Origin of the sequence: Paracoccus albicereus, assembly GCF_024359525.1 — a bacterium.
In the GTDB taxonomy this organism is placed as follows: domain Bacteria; phylum Pseudomonadota; class Alphaproteobacteria; order Rhodobacterales; family Rhodobacteraceae; genus Paracoccus; species Paracoccus albicereus.
In genome coordinates this window covers 172,561-190,754 of the sequence record NZ_JAKZEU010000004.1, presented here as the reverse complement: position 1 = coordinate 190,754, position 18,194 = coordinate 172,561, and the positions used below count along the sequence as shown (strand labels likewise).

At 66.1% G+C, this 18,194-nt stretch carries 14 protein-coding genes; 10 read left to right on the top strand and 4 right to left on the bottom strand.

Translation table 11 applies throughout. The features are described from left to right. The first annotated feature begins 12 nt into the window (after positions 1 to 12). The 4 genes from MLD63_RS11980 to MLD63_RS11965 are packed head-to-tail and all read left to right on the top strand — an operon-like array spanning position 13 to position 4,398. Entirely contained in the window at positions 13 to 822 is an 810-nt protein-coding gene (locus MLD63_RS11980; RefSeq protein WP_255330144.1) for an ATP-binding cassette domain-containing protein, read from the top strand. Further along, positions 819 to 2,066 (top strand): sugar ABC transporter permease, encoded by a 1,248-nt coding sequence (locus MLD63_RS11975; RefSeq protein ID WP_255330143.1) that lies wholly within the window; start codon positions 819 to 821, stop codon positions 2,064 to 2,066. Before MLD63_RS11980 ends, MLD63_RS11975 begins: the two co-directional genes overlap by 4 nt. Positions 2,067 to 2,076: 10 nt before the next feature. Further along, complete coding sequence (locus tag MLD63_RS11970) at positions 2,077 to 2,805, top strand: SDR family oxidoreductase (RefSeq protein WP_255330142.1); 729 nt, start codon at positions 2,077 to 2,079, stop codon at positions 2,803 to 2,805. A 3-nt stretch (positions 2,806 to 2,808) separates the two neighbouring features. Then, positions 2,809 to 4,398, top strand: coding sequence for an FGGY-family carbohydrate kinase (locus tag MLD63_RS11965; RefSeq protein WP_255330141.1), 1,590 nt, complete (start codon positions 2,809 to 2,811; stop codon positions 4,396 to 4,398). A gap of 31 nt (positions 4,399 to 4,429) precedes the next feature. On the opposite strand, the gene MLD63_RS11960 is transcribed toward MLD63_RS11965, so the two are convergent. Next, positions 4,430 to 5,458 (bottom strand): siderophore-interacting protein, encoded by a 1,029-nt coding sequence (locus tag MLD63_RS11960; RefSeq protein WP_255330140.1) that lies wholly within the window; start codon positions 5,456 to 5,458, stop codon positions 4,430 to 4,432. A gap of 117 nt (positions 5,459 to 5,575) precedes the next feature. Between MLD63_RS11960 and MLD63_RS11955 the strand changes: the two genes are divergently transcribed. The 6 genes from MLD63_RS11955 to MLD63_RS11930 are packed head-to-tail and all read left to right on the top strand — an operon-like array spanning position 5,576 to position 14,173. Then, complete coding sequence (locus MLD63_RS11955) at positions 5,576 to 7,660, top strand: TonB-dependent siderophore receptor (protein ID WP_255330139.1); 2,085 nt, start codon at positions 5,576 to 5,578, stop codon at positions 7,658 to 7,660. After that, the gene (locus tag MLD63_RS11950; protein WP_255330138.1) at positions 7,654 to 8,562 is read left to right on the top strand and encodes an ABC transporter substrate-binding protein; all 909 of its coding nucleotides are present in this window, start codon (positions 7,654 to 7,656) and stop codon (positions 8,560 to 8,562) included. The genes MLD63_RS11955 and MLD63_RS11950 overlap by 7 nt, the downstream gene beginning before the upstream one ends. Continuing rightward, entirely contained in the window at positions 8,559 to 10,532 is a 1,974-nt protein-coding gene (fhuB, locus tag MLD63_RS11945) for a Fe(3+)-hydroxamate ABC transporter permease FhuB (RefSeq protein WP_255330137.1), read from the top strand. Before MLD63_RS11950 ends, fhuB begins: the two co-directional genes overlap by 4 nt. Beyond that, positions 10,529 to 11,296 (top strand): ABC transporter ATP-binding protein, encoded by a 768-nt coding sequence (locus MLD63_RS11940; protein WP_255330466.1) that lies wholly within the window; start codon positions 10,529 to 10,531, stop codon positions 11,294 to 11,296. The genes fhuB and MLD63_RS11940 overlap by 4 nt, the downstream gene beginning before the upstream one ends. 39 nt (positions 11,297 to 11,335) lie before the next feature. After that, entirely contained in the window at positions 11,336 to 13,036 is a 1,701-nt protein-coding gene (locus tag MLD63_RS11935; RefSeq protein ID WP_255330136.1) for an ABC transporter ATP-binding protein, read from the top strand. A gap of 57 nt (positions 13,037 to 13,093) precedes the next feature. Beyond that, entirely contained in the window at positions 13,094 to 14,173 is a 1,080-nt protein-coding gene (locus MLD63_RS11930; RefSeq protein ID WP_255330135.1) for a tartrate dehydrogenase, read from the top strand. On the opposite strand, the gene chrA is transcribed toward MLD63_RS11930, so the two are convergent. The 3 genes from chrA to MLD63_RS11915 form a co-directional block, all read right to left on the bottom strand. Beyond that, positions 14,170 to 15,558, bottom strand: a complete 1,389-nt coding sequence (gene chrA, locus MLD63_RS11925) for a chromate efflux transporter (protein ID WP_255330134.1) — start codon at positions 15,556 to 15,558, stop codon at positions 14,170 to 14,172. The two genes, MLD63_RS11930 and chrA, sit on opposite strands and share 4 nt — an antisense overlap. A 65-nt stretch (positions 15,559 to 15,623) precedes the next feature. Then, positions 15,624 to 16,358 carry a DUF1028 domain-containing protein gene (locus MLD63_RS11920; protein WP_255330133.1) on the bottom strand — a complete coding sequence of 245 codons (735 nt, stop codon included), beginning with the start codon at positions 16,356 to 16,358 and terminating at the stop codon, positions 15,624 to 15,626. 3 nt (positions 16,359 to 16,361) lie between these two features. Beyond that, positions 16,362 to 18,191: a gamma-glutamyltransferase family protein gene (locus MLD63_RS11915; RefSeq protein ID WP_255330132.1), complete on the bottom strand. Its 1,830-nt coding sequence runs from the start codon at positions 18,189 to 18,191 to the stop codon at positions 16,362 to 16,364. Positions 18,192 to 18,194 lie beyond the last annotated feature (3 nt).

The following is an 18,194-nucleotide window of genomic DNA, read 5'->3' as shown; positions in this document are numbered from 1 at the left end:
AGGAGAAGACCCATGACCAGATCGCATCAGCCGGGCGAGCTTCTTCTGCGCTTGCGTGGCGTGACCAAGCAGTTCGGCGCAGTCACCGCGTTGCAAGACATCGAGCTCGACATCCACGCGGGCGAGGTCGTGGCCCTGGTCGGCGACAACGGTGCGGGGAAGTCGACCCTGGTCAAAGTCTTGGCCGGCGTCCATCAGCCGACGACCGGCACCATCGAATATCTGGGCCAGCCAGCCACCTTCGACAGCCCCGGCAAGGCGCTGGAGATGGGGATCGCGACGGTGTTTCAGGATCTTGCGCTGTGCGAGAACCTGGACGTGGTCGCCAACCTTTTCCTGGGCCACGAGGTTAATCCGTGGGCGCTGGACGAGGTGCAGATGGAGGTCCGCGCCTGGACCCTGCTGCGCGAACTTGCGGCGCGGATCCCGTCGGTGCGCGAACCGATCGCTTCGCTTTCGGGCGGGCAACGCCAGACAGTCGCCATCGCTCGGTCCCTACTGCTCGACCCCAAGATCATCATGCTGGATGAGCCGACGGCCGCATTGGGCGTCGCGCAGACCGCAGAGGTGCTGAACCTGATCGAACGTGTGCGCGACCGGGGTCACGGCGTGATCCTGATCAGTCACAACATGGAAGACGTGCGCGCTGTCGCCGACCGGATCGTGGTCCTGCGACTTGGGCGGAACAACGGCACGTTCAACGCCAATATCTCGCATCAGGAATTGGTCGCCGCAATCACCGGCGCCAGTGAGAATTCCGTGTCGCGCCGTGCCGCCCGCAAGCTGGAAACCGCAGATCAAATCGGGGAGGCCTTGCAATGAGTCCGTCCGACAACATCGAGCCGAGGCTCGACCGTGCCGACAGCCGTGTCCGTCACGATGCTGGTCTGGCCGGAGCGCTGCGTGGATTCATCGATCAGGTGCGATCGGGGGACCTTGGCATGCTGCCGGTCTTCGTCGGGCTTCTGTTGATCTCGATCGTTTTCAGCGCGCTGAATCCGGTCTTTCTCGCGCCCAACAATCTCGTCAACCTGCTGTTCGACGCTGCAGCCGTCGGGTTCATCGCGCTTGGCGTCGTCTGCGTGCTGTTGTTGGGTGAGATCGATCTGTCGATCGGCTCGATGTCGGGCCTCGCCTCGGCCATCACCGGGGTCCTGTGGGTCGGTTCGGGCTGGCCGCTGTTGCTGGTCATTCCGGCTGTCATCCTCACCGGCGCGATTGTCGGATTGATCTACGGCTTCCTGCGCAACCAGTTCGAGATGCCGAGCTTCGTTGCCACCCTGTCCGGCCTGCTCGCGCTGTTGGGCCTGCAACTCTATCTGCTGGGGCCGACAGGCTCGATCAACATGCCCTTCAGCTCGGCGCTGGTCCGGTTCGGGCAGATCCTGATCATGCCCGCTTGGCTTTCCTATCTGGTCGCGATCATTCCCGGCACGCTGATCGTCTGGGGGGCCCGTCGCGCCGATGCGCAGCGCGAGGCGGCGAATCTGTCGTCGACAGGCATGAGCGTGCCGATCGCGAAGGCGGGGGTGCTGACGGCGGCGCTGCTGTTTGCGGTCTGGTATCTCGAACAGGGCAGGGGCGTGCCGTGGATGTTCGGCGTCTTCGTGGCCTTCGTGGCTGGCCTCGATTATGCGCTGCGCCGGACCAAATGGGGCCGCTCGATGTTCGCGGTGGGCGGCAATGCCGAGGCCGCTAGACGTTCGGGGATCAATGTGCGCCGCATCCGCATGTCGGCCTTCATCGTCTGTTCGTCCTTCGCGGCGCTCGGCGGTGTCTTTGCCGCCGCGCGGCTTGCCAGCGCCAGCCAGCAGGCCGGCACGGGCGACGTGAACCTGAACGCGATCGCGGCTGCCGTCATCGGCGGCACCTCGCTGTTCGGCGGGCGCGGATCGGCCTGGTCGGCGCTGCTTGGCGTTCTGGTCATCATGGCGATTTCGAACGGCCTGACGTTGCTGAACCTGTCGTCGTCGCTTCGCTACATGATTACCGGCGCGGTCCTGGCCATCGCGGTGATCGTTGACAGCCTCGCCCGGCGCTCTCGCGCCAGCCATGGCCGCGCTTGAGGAGAAGAACATGACCGGAAAACTTGACGGAAAGGCTGCGGCGATCACCGGCGCGGCCTCGGGGATCGGGCTCGAATGTGCGCGCATCCTGATCGAGGAAGGGGCGCAGGTCGTGCTGATCGACCGGGCCGAGGATCGGTTGCGCGCGCTGTGCGACGAGTTGGGCGAACAGGCGCACCCGCTGGTCGTCGATCTGCTGGACGGGCCGCAGGTGGACCGGATCGCCGAGGGCTGCGAGGCGCTGGTCGGTCCGCTCGACATCTTCCACGCCAACGCGGGCGCCTACATCGGCGGTCCAGCGGCAGAGGGCGACCCGGATCAGTGGGACCAGATGCTGAACCTCAACATCAACGCGGCCTTCCGATCGGTCCGGGCGGTCCTGCCCGGCATGGTCGAACGGGGGGCGGGCGACGTCATCTTCACCTCGTCGGTCGCCGGCGTCGTCCCGGTCGTGTGGGAGCCGATCTATACCGCGTCCAAGTTCGCCGTGCAGGCGTTCCTCCACGCCACTCGCCGTCAGGTCGCCCCCGCGGGTGTGCGGATGGGCGCGGTGCTGCCGGGGCCCGTCGTTACCGCGCTGCTGGATGACTGGCCGAAGCAAAAGATGGAGGAGGCGCTGGCCAACGGCTCGCTGATGCAGCCGCGCGAGGTGGCCGAAGCAGTGCTGTTCATGCTGACCCGGCCGAAGGGCGTGGTGATCCGCGACATGGTGATCCTGCCCAACAGCGTGGATCTGTAGAGGATGGCGCTGATCGGCATCGATGTCGGTTCGGGCAGCGCACGCGCTGGCGTTTTCGACGACAGTGGCGTGCTGCTGGGAACCGCAAGCCATCCCATCGCGCTGCATCGCGACGGGCTGCGCGTGGAACAGTCGAGCGACGACATCTGGTCCGCTATCTGCACCTGCGTCCGCGCGGCGATGGGGCAGTCCGGCGTCGCGGCCGAAGACATAGCCGGAATCGGCATCGATGCGACCTGTTCGCTGGTCGTGCTGGGGCCGGGCGGTGCGCCGCTTCCGGTCGGAGACTCGCCCGCCCGCAATATCATGGTCTGGATGGACCACCGCGCTCTGGATCAGGCGGAACGGATCAACGCGATGGGCCATCGCGTGCTGGACTACGTTGGCGGCCGCATCTCGCCCGAGATGGAAACGCCGAAGATGCTGTGGCTCAAGGAGAATGCGCCCGAGATATATGCCGGCGCTTGGCAGTTCATGGATCTCACCGATTTCCTGACCTGGCGGGCAACCGGCGATCTGGCGCGCTCGATCTGCACAGTCACGTGCAAGTGGACATATCTGGGTCATGACGGGGGATGGGATGCCGATTATTTCCGGCGCATCGGTCTGGGTGATCTGGCGGAAGACGGTTTCGCTCGGATCGGGTCCCGCGTCGTCGATGCCGGCGCGCCGCTGGGACAGGGGCTGACTGCGCAGGCGGCAGCGGACCTTGGTCTGCGGCCGGGAACACCCGTCGGCGCGGGGCTGATCGACGCCCATGCAGGTGGTGTCGGCACCGTCGGCGCAAAGGGTGCAGGCGGAGCACAGGCGAACCTTGCGTATGTCTTCGGCACATCGTCCTGCACGATGACATCCACGGCCGAGCCGGTTTTTGTGCCCGGCGTCTGGGGCCCCTACTTCTCGGCGATGGTGCCGGGATTGTGGCTCAACGAGGGTGGCCAGTCCGCCGCTGGGGCCGCGATCGATCAGTTGATCGACTTTCATCCTGCCGCTGCGGATGCACGAGTCGCTGCCGACGCTGATGAATTGTCGCTGCCCGCCTGGTTGGCGAAGCGTGGCGAGCAGATGGCTGCAAAGGAAACCATTGCAGCCTTGGTGCGCGGGCTGCATGTCGTGCCCGAGGTGCTGGGCAATCGCGCGCCGCATGCCGATCCGCATAGCCGCGCCGTGATCGCCGGCCTTGGGATGGAGCGTGACGAGGCCCATCTGGTGCGCCTTTACCTCGCCTGCCTTTGCGGTATCGGCTACGGCCTGCGCCAGATCGTTCTGGCTCAAAAGCAAGCGGGCGCGTCGGTCTCGCGCATCGTTCTCAGCGGTGGCGCGGGGCGTAGTCCGCTGGTAAGGCAGCTTCTGGCCGACGCCGCGGGTCTGCCGCTGGCCGTTCCGGAAACGCCCGAGCCTGTGCTGCTGGGCAGCGCCATCCTTGGTGCCGTTGCGGGCGGTGTCCATCCCAACATTCCGTCAGGCATGGAAGCCATGTCGCGCCTGTCTTCCGTGATCGAGCCGGATCCCGCAGCCCGCGCGGTTCACGAGGAACGCTACGCAATCTTTACCGCATTGCAGTCGACCGCGCGTCTCGCCCCGCGCTGCTGACAGCGTGAATTCTGGGGGTCCCCGAGTAGGTTCAGGCTGCCGGCGCCACAGCCGGATCGGGGGCCAGCCAGTAGGCCGCAGCCTGAAATTCGGTCTTCGATAGGCCCTGCGCGAGCAAGTGGGTCCTAGCCCTGTCGATCTCATGTCGCTCGCCCGCAACGAAGACGTGCCGACAGCCTTGCGGGACCTCCAGCCCCATCACGGCGTCCGAAAGCCCGAGACCCATATCGTGGGTCAGCCACTCGATCTCGACACCGTCCGGATGGTCCAGCGTCTGCCGATCACGGGGATCGGGTACCAGCAATCGGACTGCGCCCCTGGTCTTGGGTGACAGCCGGGTGAGTGCCTGGGCGATGACGGGCATGGCGGTCTCGTCACCGACATAGCCGATCCAGTCGGCGACGCCCGGGGCCTTGCCGCCCGGACCGGTCAGCGCGACCTGTTCGCCAACCTGGCAGGTCGAAAGCCAGTCGGTGACGCGACCACCTTCGTGCAGGACGATATCGACATCGATCCAGCGGCATGAGGTGTCCATCGCGCGGACGGTGTAGGGCGGGCGATGCCACGCCGCCATGCCGCCTGGCCAGAATGTCGTTCCGGTCTCGTCGCAATGCGGCAGGTCAGCGCCGGCAGGACCGAAGTTCAGCCGGAAATGCGGCGCGCCGGTCGCGAAGTGGCTGAAATCGCCGGAGAGGCGAAGCCGACGGAAGGATGGAGAGATCTGACGGTTATCCATGATCCGTGCCAGCATCATGTTGCCGGGCAGCCCGACCGGACGACCTGCCTGCCACGTGATCCGTGCGGCCACGCCTGCTTCCTGCGCATAGTAACCGACCGCCTCGCGAAGATTGGCGAGCTTTGCCTCGCTGGCAGCGCGCAGCGTCATCCGCGATTCCCCTGCTGCGGCAGACAGGGTCACCCGACCATCCGACCATGCGACGCTGGCATCGCCGTCTGCACTACGGTCGAAGCGCGACTCTAGAACCGTCGCCAGTGGCTCGAGCGCGGCAAGAAGCCGGTCGAAGTGAAGCCCGACATGCGCCGCCTGAATTGCTCCCATCGGTCTTTCTCCCCTGTCCCAAGCTGGCGGAAAAGATAGCCGACTTATTCAGTCGGCCAATTGACTTCTCCAAGTGTTTTAGTCAGTTTCTGGCCAACATCAATGGGGACAGTCACCATGCGTTACAATTTCCGGATCACGCTGCTTGCCGGTGCCAGTGCGATCGCCGTTGCCACCGCCACGACCGCGCAAGAGCCTCAAGCCCCGATCGTCCTTGACCCGATCACGCTGACGGCGACGACCGATACCTCGGTCCAGCCAGAGGGTTTCGTCAGCGATTATTCGCAAGCCGCAACGAAATCGGACACGCCCATCGCCGAGATGCAGCAATCCGTATCGGTCGTCACGACCGAGCAGATCGAAGCGCAGGGCAGCGAGAATCTGGGCCAGGCGCTTGGATATACCGCGGGCGTTCTGGCCGAGCCGTTCGGAATCGATCCGCGTTTCGACACGCCCTACATTCGCGGCTTCAAGGCCGACAACGCGCAGTATGTAAACGGACTGCGCCAGGGCCGCTTCTTCGGTGCCATCGCGCAGGAGCTTTACGGCCTTCAGCAGATCGAGGTCTTGCGCGGCCCATCATCTGCGCTTTACGGGGCTGGCTCGCCGCTGGGCGTGATCAACATGGTCCAGAAGCGCGCGCAGGATTACGATTTCGCCGAAGCGGGCGTCGGTTATGACAGCAACGGCAGTGGACAGGTGTTCTTTGACGTCAACCGCGCGGGGACCGACACGCTCTCCTACCGCCTGACCGGGATCGGCCGCGACGAAAGCACGCAGATCGACGATCTGACCAACAAGGGCGGATACCTTGCCGGCGCCCTGCGGTGGCGACCCGACGCCGCAACGACCGTCGACTTCATGGCGAACTATACCAAGGATGCGCCGTCTTCTCCGACGGGCGTGCCCTTCGCGCTGACCCAGATCGAGGATGGCGAATATCTGCGCGAACTTTACACCGGCCAGAAGGACTGGGACGACAGCGACCGGGAGGCAGGTAGTGTCAGCATCGAGCTGAACCACGAACTCGCCAATGGTTGGACGCTGAGCCAGGGCTTCCGCTACGAGACCCTGGACTGGCAGTATCGCAGCACCTACGCCATCGGCGTGACCGGTGCGGATACGTTCAGCCGCGGGTCCAGCCGCCAGAGCGAGGACAGCGACACGATCAGCCTAGACACTCGGCTGTCGGGCGAGGTCACGACGGGTCAAGCCGTCCATCGGCTGCTGTTTGGCGCCGACATCCGCAGCTACGACGCTTTCGAAAGCAGCCAGTTCGGCACCGCAACCGACCTGAACTTCCGCGACCCCAATTACGACGCCGGCGGGCGGACGTTCTTCGGTGAGCCGAATGCCGGCGATTCCACGCTGCGACAGGTCGGTGTCTATGCGCAGGATGAGATCGAGTACGGCAATTGGCGTGGGTCGCTGGGTCTGCGCTATGATTGGGTCGAGCAGTATGGCGAACGCTACGGCTCTGTGTCCGAATACAAGGACAATAAGGTCACGGGCCGCGTCGGCCTGGGTTACGTCATGGACAATGGCGTGAACCCCTATCTCAGCTATGCGACGTCCTTCGATCCGCAGGCAGGGCAGAACATCGAGGGCGACGCCTTGCTGCCGACCGAAGGCGAACAGCTTGAGATCGGCGTGAAGTACGAACCGACCGCATTCGACGGCCTGATCACGGCGGCAATCTACGACCTGCGTCAGACCAACGTGAACCGCACCGTCCTGGAGGGCGGAGTCTCGGGCTTCCGCCAGATCGGAGAGGTCAGATCGCGCGGCTTCGAACTGGAGGCAACAGCCGAACTGGCCGAAGGCTGGAGACTGCGCGGAGGCTACGCCTACAACAAGACCGAGCAGGTCGCGCCGGCGGGCGATCCTCTTGACGGTAACGAATTGCAGGATGCGCCCAACCACCTCGCGAGCCTGTGGCTGGACCGCGAGTTTGACAACGGCCTGCGCGTCGGTGGCGGTGTCCGCTACATCGGTGAACGGTTCATCGACGCCGCGAATTCGGCCGAACTGGACTCGGTTGCGCTGGTTGACCTGGCGGCGGGGTACCAGCGCGGTAACGTCAAGATGTCGCTGAACGTCAATAACCTCACCGACGAGGTCTATGTCAGCGCCTGCGGCTTTTCCTATTGCTCATACGGCGAAGGGCGCAATGTCAGCGCCAAGGTCGCCTATCAATGGTGAGACCAGGGGCCTGCTCCCTCTGGCCCGACCGTCGCACCGTTCTGACCGCCGCCGGCATGTTGCTGGCGGCGGCTTTGCCTGTGCGCGCCGCGCGAACCGGCCCTCGCCTTGCCGCCATCGACTGGGCGATGCTGGAAACAGCCGTCGCCATCGGTCATATGCCCGTCGCCGCCTGCGAACTGATCCGCTTTCGCGAGGATGCTGTCAGTCCCGCGATCCCTGAAGGTGTCGTCGATCTGGGCCTGCGGGGATCGCCGAATTTCGAGCTGCTGCAGCTGACGCGTCCCGACCTGATCCTGACCTCGCCCTATTACACGCAATATGAAAGCCGGCTGCGGACACTGGCCCCGGTTCTGAACCTGCCTTTCTACGCGCCGGGCGAGCCGCCCCTGCCCAAGGCTTTCGTTGCACTGCATACCATGGCGGACGCCGTCGAGGACCCCCACGCAGGTAGACGCGCGATCGAGCGGTCTGAGGAAGAGTTGCGGGAATTGTCCCTCCGCCTTGCGCCCTATGCAGATCGGGCGGTCTGCCTGGTCAATATCGGCGATGCGCGGCATCTGCGCGCCTTCGGCTTCGACAGCCTGTTCGGCGATACGCTGGGGCGGCTGGGTCTGACCAATGCCTGGACGGCGGCGACACGGTTCAGCTTTCTCGCCCCCGTCCCGATCGAGGAATTGGCGGCGATGCCGGACGCGCGTCTGGTCATCGTGGGTCAGATCCCTGTCGAGGCGCGCCGGGGCCTGTCGCGCAGTGTTCTGTGGCAGGCCTTGCCGCCGGTCGCAGAGGGTCGCGTCTATCAACTTGCCGACGTCAATCCCTATGGGGCTGTGCCAGCAGCCCTGCGCTTCGCCCGTCTTATGGCCGACGCGTTCGAGGCGGGACCCACAGGGCTGGCATGACGCATCCTCGCATCCTTTTGCCGGCAGCCGGGCTGGTTGCGCTGACGCTGTGGCTTGCCGCAGCGCTGCAGCTTCTGCCATTGCCGCTGTGGCCCGCGCTGCCTTTTTCGCCCGGCGCGATGGACCTCGACCAGATCCGCCTTGCCTTCGGGCTGATGCCGCGCGGGTTCATCGCCTTGTTGGCGGGAGCCTGTCTAGGTCTGTCAGGCGCGATGCTGCAGGCAGTTCTTCGAAATCCGGTCGCCGATCCGACGACGCTGGGCATCTCGTCGGGCGCGCAGTTGGCGCTGGTGCTGGCGACAATCCATGCACCGGGATTGCTGGCCTACGGGCGATGGCCTTTTGCAATGGCCGGGGCAACTCTGGCGGCGGCCCTCGTTCTGGGCATCGGGGCAAGGCGAGACTTCGCGCCTGTGACGATGGTGATCGCCGGGATGCTGATTGGCCTGACCGCCAGTGCGGTCGCGACAGCGGTGACGTTGGCCGAGGGACAGTATCTGCTGTCGCTGGTGATCTGGAACGGTGGCTCGCTGGTCCAGCAGGATTGGTCCGGTGTGCGTGCGCTGACGACCGTCCTGACGGTCGGCGGTCTGGGTGCTGCGGCACTGGCGCGTCCGCTGCGGGTGCTTTCCCTGGGGTCCGAAGGGGCGCGAGGCATCGGCCTCAACGTCGCGCTGGTGCGCCTTGCTGCTGTCGCGGTTTCGGTCTGGCTTGCGGCCAGCGTCTCGGCCGAACTGGGGCTGATCGCGTTCGTCGGGCTCGCCGCACCGGCCCTTGCGCGCAGCATGGGCGCGCGGACGATCGGCCAGCGGCTGGCGCTATCGCCGCTGATCGGGGCGCTGATCCTGTCGGTCTGCGATGGCGTCGTGCTGGCCGTGGCGGGGCAGAGCGGCGAGATGTTTCCCACAGGCGCGGTCACCGGGCTGATCGGTGGTCCGCTGCTGATCTGGCTGCTGCCGCGCCTGCGCGGCTCGACCCCGCCCGGAACAGAGGCGGCCGAAGGGTCGGCCCCCCGTCTGCGCCGGCCCGGCACGGTTCTTGTGGCGCTGGCCATCGCGCTGGTCCTTCTGGCCATGATCCTCATCTGGATCGGGCGCGTGCCGGGCGGATGGGCGGTGCTCGACTGGCAGAGTTTCCGCGACTTCCTGCCCCTGCGCGCGCCGCGGCTGATCGCCGCCGCCGCAGCCGGCGCCGCGTTGGCGCTTGCCGGGGCGATCCTGCAGCGGCTGACCGCCAACCCGCTTGCCTCACCCGAGGTGCTGGGCGTCTCGGGCGGCGCTTCCCTGGGCTACGCGACCGTCGTCTTTGCGGTCGCCGCGCCGGGTGCCGTCGCGCTCGGCGCAGGCGCGATGATCGGGGCCGCGCTGGCTCTGGCGCTGGTCGCAAGCTTCACCGCCCGTCGCGACATGCCGGCAGAGCGCATCCTGCTGGCCGGGATCGCGGTGTCGGCGCTGTCGGCCGCCGTTCTGTCGGCGATGATGGCGATCGGCGATGCCCGATCCTGGGCGATCCTTGGCTGGCTCAGCGGCTCGTCCTCGGGCGTCGGAATGCCTGCGGCGATGGCGTTGGCATCGGTCGCGCTGATCCTGTGGACGGCATCGCTGGGAATGACCCGTTGGCTCGGCGTCCTGCCCCTGGGGAGCGAGGTCGCTTCAGGGCTGGGACTGCCGCTCGGGCGGGCGCGACTGTCGCTGATCCTGCTGGCCGGCATCGCCACCGGCGCCGCGACGATGCTGGTCGGGCCGTTGTCCTTCGTCGGGCTGATGGCCCCGCACATGGCGCGGCGCATCGGTCTGGCCCGCCCGGTCGATCACGTGACCGGCGCGGCGCTGATCGGCGCGGGCCTGATGCTCGCCGCCGATTTCGGCGCTCGCATGGCCGGATTTCCCTATGAGCTGCCGCTTGGCCTCTTCGCATCACTGATCGGTGCGCCGTGGCTTATATGGCTGATGATGAGGTCGCCGCGATGAGCCTGTTCGCGATCCGCAACCTGTCCGTTGATGTTCCGGGGCGCCGGCTGCTGCACGATCTGACGATGGAGCTTCCGCCGCGGCGGGTGACCGCACTGATCGGCCACAACGGGTCGGGCAAGTCCACGCTGCTAAAGACACTCGCCCGCCAGATCGACGGCACCGGTCATATCGCGTTCGAGGGCCGGGCGCTGATCGACTGGAACGCTCGCGACTACGCGCGGCGGCTGGCATTTCTGCCGCAGACGACGCCGCCTGCCGAAGGGATGATCGTGCGCGAACTTGTCGCGCTTGGTCGCTATCCGTGGCACGGCGCGCTTGGCCGGTTCGGTCCGCGCGATCACGCCGCCGTCGCCGAGGCGCTGGAGGAATGCGCGGTCACCGATTTCGCCGACCGCCTGGTCGACACCTTGTCCGGTGGCGAGCGTCAGCGCGTCTGGCTTGCGATGATGGTGGCCCAGCAGGCCAATACGCTGCTGCTGGACGAGCCGATCTCGGCCCTGGATGTCGCCCACCAGGTCGAGGTGCTGTCACTGGTGCGCCGGATGTGCCAAGACCAGTCCCGCAGCGCGATCATCGTCCTGCACGACGTGAACATGGCCGCGCGGTACTGCGATCACATCGTGGCGCTGAAAGCCGGACGGCTGGCAATGCAGGGAAGCCCGGCCGACCTGATGCGACCCGCCGCCTTGCGGGAAATCTATGGCCTGCCTATGGACGTCCTGATCCGCGATGACGGCCTGCCGGTCGCCGTGCCCGCCTGAAGCAGCCACTTTCCCAACCCGGAGACCCGTCCCAGACCGATGCTGCGCGATTTCTTTTCCTATTACCGTCCCTTCATGGGTCTCTTCTGGCTGGATTTCGGCTGCGCGGTCCTCTCGGGCCTGCTCGAGCTTGCCTTTCCGCTGGCCGTCACCTTCTTCATCGACGACCTGCTGCCACAGGGCGACTGGACGCTGACGATCCTTGCCGCGATCGGTCTGCTGGTCCTTTACGCGATCAATGCGGGTCTGCTGACCGTGGTGACCTACTGGGGCCACATGCTGGGCATCAACATCGAGACCGAGATGCGCGCCCGTGCCTTCGACCATCTGACGCGGCTCTCCTGGCGCTGGTATGATCGTGCCCGTACCGGCAAGCTGGTCGCACGGGTGACACGTGATCTGGAAGAGATCGGCGAGGTGGCCCATCACGGCCCCGAAGACGCCTTCATCGCCATCATGACCTTCGTCGGCGCCTTCGTCCTGATGTTCTGGATCAACCCGCAGCTTGCCTACATCGTCGCCCTGATCGTGCCCGCGATGCTGGCGCTGGTCATCGTTTATGGCGGTCGCATGACCCGGACATGGCGTGCGATCTATTCCCGGGTCGGCGATTTCAACGTGCGCCTGGAAGAGGCCCTGGGCGGCGTCCGCATCGTTCAATCCTTCGCCAACGAAAGCCACGAAAGCCACCTGTTCGCCGGCGACAACAGCCGCTACCGGCAGGCCAAGCTTGACGCCTATCGCGTCATGGCGGTGTCCTCGGCCCTGCAATACATGGGGCTGCGGCTGGTGCAGGTCGTGGTGATGGTCGTCGGCGCCGGCTTCGTCATCACCGGCAACCTGACGACCGGCGGCTTTGTCGGTTTCCTTCTGCTGGTCGCTGTCTTCTACCGCCCGCTGGAAAAGATCGCCGCCGTGATCGAGACCTATCCGCGCGGCATCGCCGGTTTCCGTCGCTATCAGGAACTTCTGTCGACCGAGCCCGAAATCGCCGACAGCCCTGATGCCGTCGAAGCCCCGGCCCTGCGCGGTGATATCCGGTTCGAGCATGTGGGCTTTGCCTACGACGAGGGACGACCGATCCTGCAGGACATCGACATCGACATCCGCGCGGGCGAGACGATCGCTTTTGTCGGCCATTCAGGGGCCGGAAAGACCAGCCTTCTGGCGCTTCTGCCGCGGTTCTACGAGCCGACGCAGGGCCGGATCGTCGTTGATGGGATGGAGCTGCGCGACATCCGGCTGAACAGTCTGCGCCGCCAGATCGGGTTGGTCAGTCAGGACGTGTTCCTGTTCGGCGGCAGCCTTCGCGACAACATCGCCTACGGCAAGCTGGGGGCGAGCGACGACGAGATCCTCGCGGCTGCTTCGCAGGCGCAACTGACCGGCCTGATCGCCTCGCTGCCCGAAGGGCTGGATACCATCGTCGGTGAGCGAGGCGTGATGCTGTCGGGCGGCCAGAAGCAGCGGGTGGCCATCGCTCGGGCCTTTCTGAAGAACCCGCCGATCCTGATCCTGGACGAGGCGACCAGCGCGCTCGACAGCCAGACCGAGCGTGAGATTCAGTCGGCCCTGGACGCCCTGTCGCAAGGGCGGACGACGCTGGTCATCGCGCACCGGCTTGGCACGATCCGCAATGCCGACAGGATCGTGGTGATGCAGCAAGGCCGGATCGTCGAGATCGGCAGCCATGACGAGTTGACCGCGATGGGCGCGGTCTATGCCGCGTTGTCTTCCTGAGACCTCGATGATCCGATATGGGTCCGTCTGGACCCGGCAATGAAGCGGAGCGAGACCATGACAAGCAGCACATACCGGATCGCGGTGATCCCGGGCGACGGCATTGGCAAGGAAACCGTGCCGGAAGGTCTCAAGGTGCTCGACGCTGCGGCGGAGCGTTTCAGCCTGTCACTCGATTACGATCACCACGACTTCGCTTCCGCCGATTACTGGCAGGAACACGGCAAGATGATGCCCGATGATTGGAAGGACCGTGTCGGCGGAACCGATGCGATCTTCTTCGGCGCGGTCGGCTGGCCCGAAACTATCCCGGACCACATCTCGCTCTGGGGGTCGCTGATCAAGTTCCGGCGCGAGTTCGACCAGTACGTGAACCTGCGTCCGGTCCGGCTGATGCCCGGTGTCAAGGCGCCGCTGGCGGGCCGCAAGCCGGGCGACATCGATTTTCTGGTCGTGCGCGAGAACAGCGAGGGCGAATATTCCAGCGTCGGCGGCCGCATGTTCGAGGGCACGGATCGCGAATTCGTCGTGCAGGAAACCTTCATGACCCGCCACGGTGTCGATCGGATTCTGCGCTATGCCTTCGATCTGGCGCAGGGGCGCCCCGCCAGACATCTGACCTCGGCCACCAAGTCGAACGGGATCTCGATCACCATGCCCTATTGGGACGAACGGGTCGAAGCGATGGCCGGGAATTATCCCGATATCCGATGGGACAAGTATCACATCGACATCCTGACCGCGCATTTCGTGCTGAACCCGGACAAGTTCGACGTGGTCGTGGCCTCGAACCTCTTCGGCGATATCCTGTCGGACCTTGGACCCGCCTGCACCGGCACGATCGGCATCGCACCCTCGGGCAACATCAACCCGGAGCGCCGCTTCCCGTCACTCTTCGAGCCGGTCCACGGCTCTGCGCCAGACATCGCGGGCAAGGGGATCGCCAACCCGATCGGGCAGATATGGGCCGGCGCGATGATGCTGGACCATCTGGGCCACGCCGATGCCGCCAAGGCCATTGTCACGGCGATCGAGACCGTGCTGCAGGACGAGGCGACGCGCACCGGCGACTTGGGCGGCACGGCCGACACCGTCACCTGCGGCAACGCCGTGCGTGACGCGCTGTTGGCAGGCTAGACCACCCCGGCGAAATAGGCTGCGATCCCGGCGAGCGCTGCGCCGCCAAGGATCGCGCCGATCCCCAACTTCCAGCGGAAGACCGCAATGACGGCCAGCAGGCTGAGTGTGGCGGCTGCCCAGTCGATGCTTGCAAGCGCGGGAAGCTCCAGCGACAGCGGGCCGGCCTCGACGGTAACGACCTTGCGCCAGACGACATGAGTCGCAAACCAGATGGCGAGGTTCAGGATCACGCCGACGACCGCAGCCGTCACCGCGTTCAGCGCTGCGGACAGCGCCAGGTTGGCGCGCAACCGCTCCATCCACGGCGCGCCGAGGAAGATCCACGCGAAGCAGGGGGCGAAGGTGACCCAGGTTGCCAGCAGCCCACCCAGCGTTCCGGCCAGCAGCGCGCTGTCCCAGCCCGCATCGCGAAAGGCGCCGAGGAAGCCCACAAATTGCAGCACCATGATCAGCGGGCCGGGCGTCGTCTCGGCCATGCCGAGCCCGTCCAGCATCTCGCCCGGTGCGAGCCAGCCATAGGTGCCGACCGCCTCCTGCGCGACATAGGCCAGGACGGCATAGGCGCCGCCGAAGGTCACGACCGCCATCTTCGAGAAGAACAGCGCGATCTCGGCAAAGACGTTCCCCGGTGCGGTGACCAGAAGCAGGACCGCGACAGGCAGAAGCCACAACACCAGCGCGACACCCCCCGCGATCAGCGCCCCGCGCCGCGCGGCGGGCGGCAAGGTCAACTCTTCGCCCAGAAGCGTTCGGGCATCGTCGATGCGGGCACCGCCGACCGCGCTGTGCCCGCCGCCGGGTGCGAAGGCCGGCATCCCGGCGCGCGTGCCGAGATAGCCGATCATAGCGGCGACAAGAACAATCAGCGGAAATGGTGCGTCGAACGCGAAGATCGCGATGAACGACAGCGCGGCGATGGTCCGCATCGCGCCGTTCTTCAGCGCCCGCCCGCTGATGCGGACTACCGCCTGCAGGACGATCGCAAGGACCGCGGCCTTCAACCCGAAGAAAAGCCCCTCGACCACGCCGACCTCGCCGAAAAGGACGTAGATCCAGCTGAGCGCCATGATCGAGATCATGCCGGGCAGCACGAACAGCACACCCGCGATGACCCCGCCCCATGTGCGGTTCAAAAGCCAGCCGATATAGGTCGCAAGCTGCTGCGCCTCGGGGCCGGGCAGAAGCATGCAAAAGTTCAGCGCGTGCAGGAACCGGCCGTCCCCCAGCCAGCGCTTCTCCTCGACCAGGATGCGGTGCATCACCGCGATCTGCCCTGCTGGTCCGCCAAAGGACAGAAGCGCGATGCGCGCCCAGACCCGCGTCGCTTCGGCGAGGGTGGGGTAGCGGTGCGGTGCGGCACCGTCGGGCGGAAGGTCGGTCATATGGACGTCCGGGATCGATTCCCGCGCAGGAATAGCATGCGGGCGGCCCGAAGGATCGGACGGCGTTACTTGTTGCTCGCGCGTGACGCGCTTGCGGTCCGCGCGGCGTCCGCCTCGGCAATGCGGCGGTCGATGTCGCTGCGATCAGGCGTGCCGCTGAAGTTTTCGGCCGTCGGCATGATCTCGGTCACGAACATGTAGCGTTCGTGGGCGACGCTTAGCAGCCGGCGCAGTTCCGACAGCGGATCGGCATCGTCGTCCACGCGCAAGTCCAGCCAGGGGTAGGTCTGCCCGCGATGGATCAGCAGTCCTGCCGCTTGCCGTCCGCGCTTGTCGCCGCCCGCATCCTCGCCGGCCTGCATCGCCGCCAGCATCCGGTCCGGAAAAGCCAGATCGTCGCGTTCCGCGTAGACGCGGGCGGTTTCCTCGACCACTTCCGGGCCTTCCAGCATGTTGCCCGCGACGGAAAAGCCGTCACCCAGCAGATGTCCGGCCCAATCGACGCAATCGGCACCGGTATGGGCGGCAAACCGGCCTTGGGCATCTATTGCATGACCCTGCCGCTGACGCTGACCGCGATCGCGCGCGACCAGATCGTCCAGGACGTCCTGCGCCGATTCACCCGATTGAAGGCGGGCAAGCCCTTCGACCCCCCAGAGCGGATTGACGAAAGCCTGCGTGGCGAAGGCTGCGGTCGCCCCCACATGCGGCACCAGCGAGCCGCAGGCGAAGAAGCGGCTGGCCACCGCGATGCCGACTGCACCGGTATCTGGGTCCTTGGCGATCAGGGAATAGGTCATGGCTCAGCGTCCCACGGCATAGGCTTGCATCAGCCGCGGGGTCGCGGCGGCGGTCAGAATCCCGTCTGGATCACGGCGCGCGGCGGTCAGCCGGCCGATCGCCCAGGGGTCGGACAGGGTCACGATATGCCCGCGCGCGCGCAGATCGGCGATAACGTCTTCGCCAAAGGCCGGCTCGACCATGATCTCGCCGGGCTTGACCTCACGCGGATAGAAGCTCGACTGGAAATGCAGCGAGTGAAACAGCGGCGCGTCCATGCCCTGCTGCATGTCCAGTCCGTGATGGACGTAGCGAAGGAACCAGATCAGCTGCCACTGGTCCTGCTGGTCACCCCCCGGCGTGCCGAAGGCGATGCGGGTCCCGTCCTTTTCGGCCAGCGATGGCGTCAGCGTGGTGCGGGGGCGCGCGCCCGGGCGCAGCGTCAGCGGCAGATCGTCACGCAGCCAGAACATCTGTGCGCGCGTGTTCAGCGCAAACCCTAGGCCGGGAATGACCGGGCTGGATTGCAGCCAACCGCCTGACGGCGTGGCGCTGACCATGTTGCCCCAACGGTCGATCACGTCGAGATGGACGGTATCGCCGCGCTTTTCCGTCAGATGCGCCATTGTCGGCTCGCTTGCGGCTTGCGGCGCCTTCGCGCCGAAATCAGTGGCGGCGCGGACGATGGCGCCGTCGGCGAGATGTTCACGACCGGGCAGGCGGCCGGGGCGCTGTTCCATGCTCGCCGTCGCAGTGATCAGCGCGGCGCGCTCGGCGGCGTAGTCACGCGAGAGCAGATGGTCCAGCGGCACATCGACGAAATCGGGGTCGCCGTAATAGGCCTCGCGGTCGGCATAGGCGAGCTTCATCGCCTCGGTCACGGTGTGAACGAACTCCGCCCCCATCGGGTCCATCGCCGCAAGATCGAAGTTTTCGAGGATGCGCAGGGTCTGCAGCAGCACCGGCCCTTGCGACCACGGCGCCGTCTTGTGGATCGTCCAGCCGTGGTAATCGATGCTGACCGGTGCCTCCCACCTGGCCTGCCAGTTTGCCAGATCCTCGCGGGTGAGCACGGCGGAATGGCTGTCGCCGGTCACGTCGACGACCGATGCGTCCGAAAGGAAGTCACCGATCGTTTCGGCGATGAAGCCGCGCGACCATAGCGTTCGCGCCGCGTCGATCCGCGCCGTGCGCGTGTCGCCCTGCGCGTCGTCCACGATGCGCTGATAGGTCGCCGCCAGATCGGGATTGCGGACCAGCGACCAGGGCGCAGGTGCCTTGCCCTCTGGCGTCCAGACAGCGGCACTGCTGGGCCATTCGGTTGCCAGAAACTCTGCCAGATCGGCGATCGTTGCCGCGACGCGGGGCAGGACCGGATGGCCGTCCTTCGCATAGGCGATGGCCGGGGCGATGACGTCGGCCAGCTCCATGCTGCCATGGTCGCGCAGCATCAGCATCCAGCCGTCGAAGGCACCGGGCACCACGGTGGCCAACAGACCCGATCCGGGGATCAGCCCGTCGCCGAAGAGGCCGCGGTAATGGTCCAGCGTCGCACCTGCCGGGGCAACGCCCTGAGCGCACAGAACCCTCGTCTCGCCCGTCTCGGCCACATGGACGATGGCGGGCAGATCGCCGCCCGGACCGTTCAGGTGAGGCTCGACGATCTGCAAGACCAGACCCGTCGCGACGGCCGCGTCAAACGCATTTCCGCCGCGTTCCAGCATCGCCATTCCTGCGGCCGATGCGATCCAATGCGTCGAGGCGACGCAGCCGAACGTCCCACGGATGTCGGGCCGCGTGGTGAAGGGCGAGGCCGGCGCCGGCGCCGGTGCGAGATTGGGTTTCGCGGTCATGGA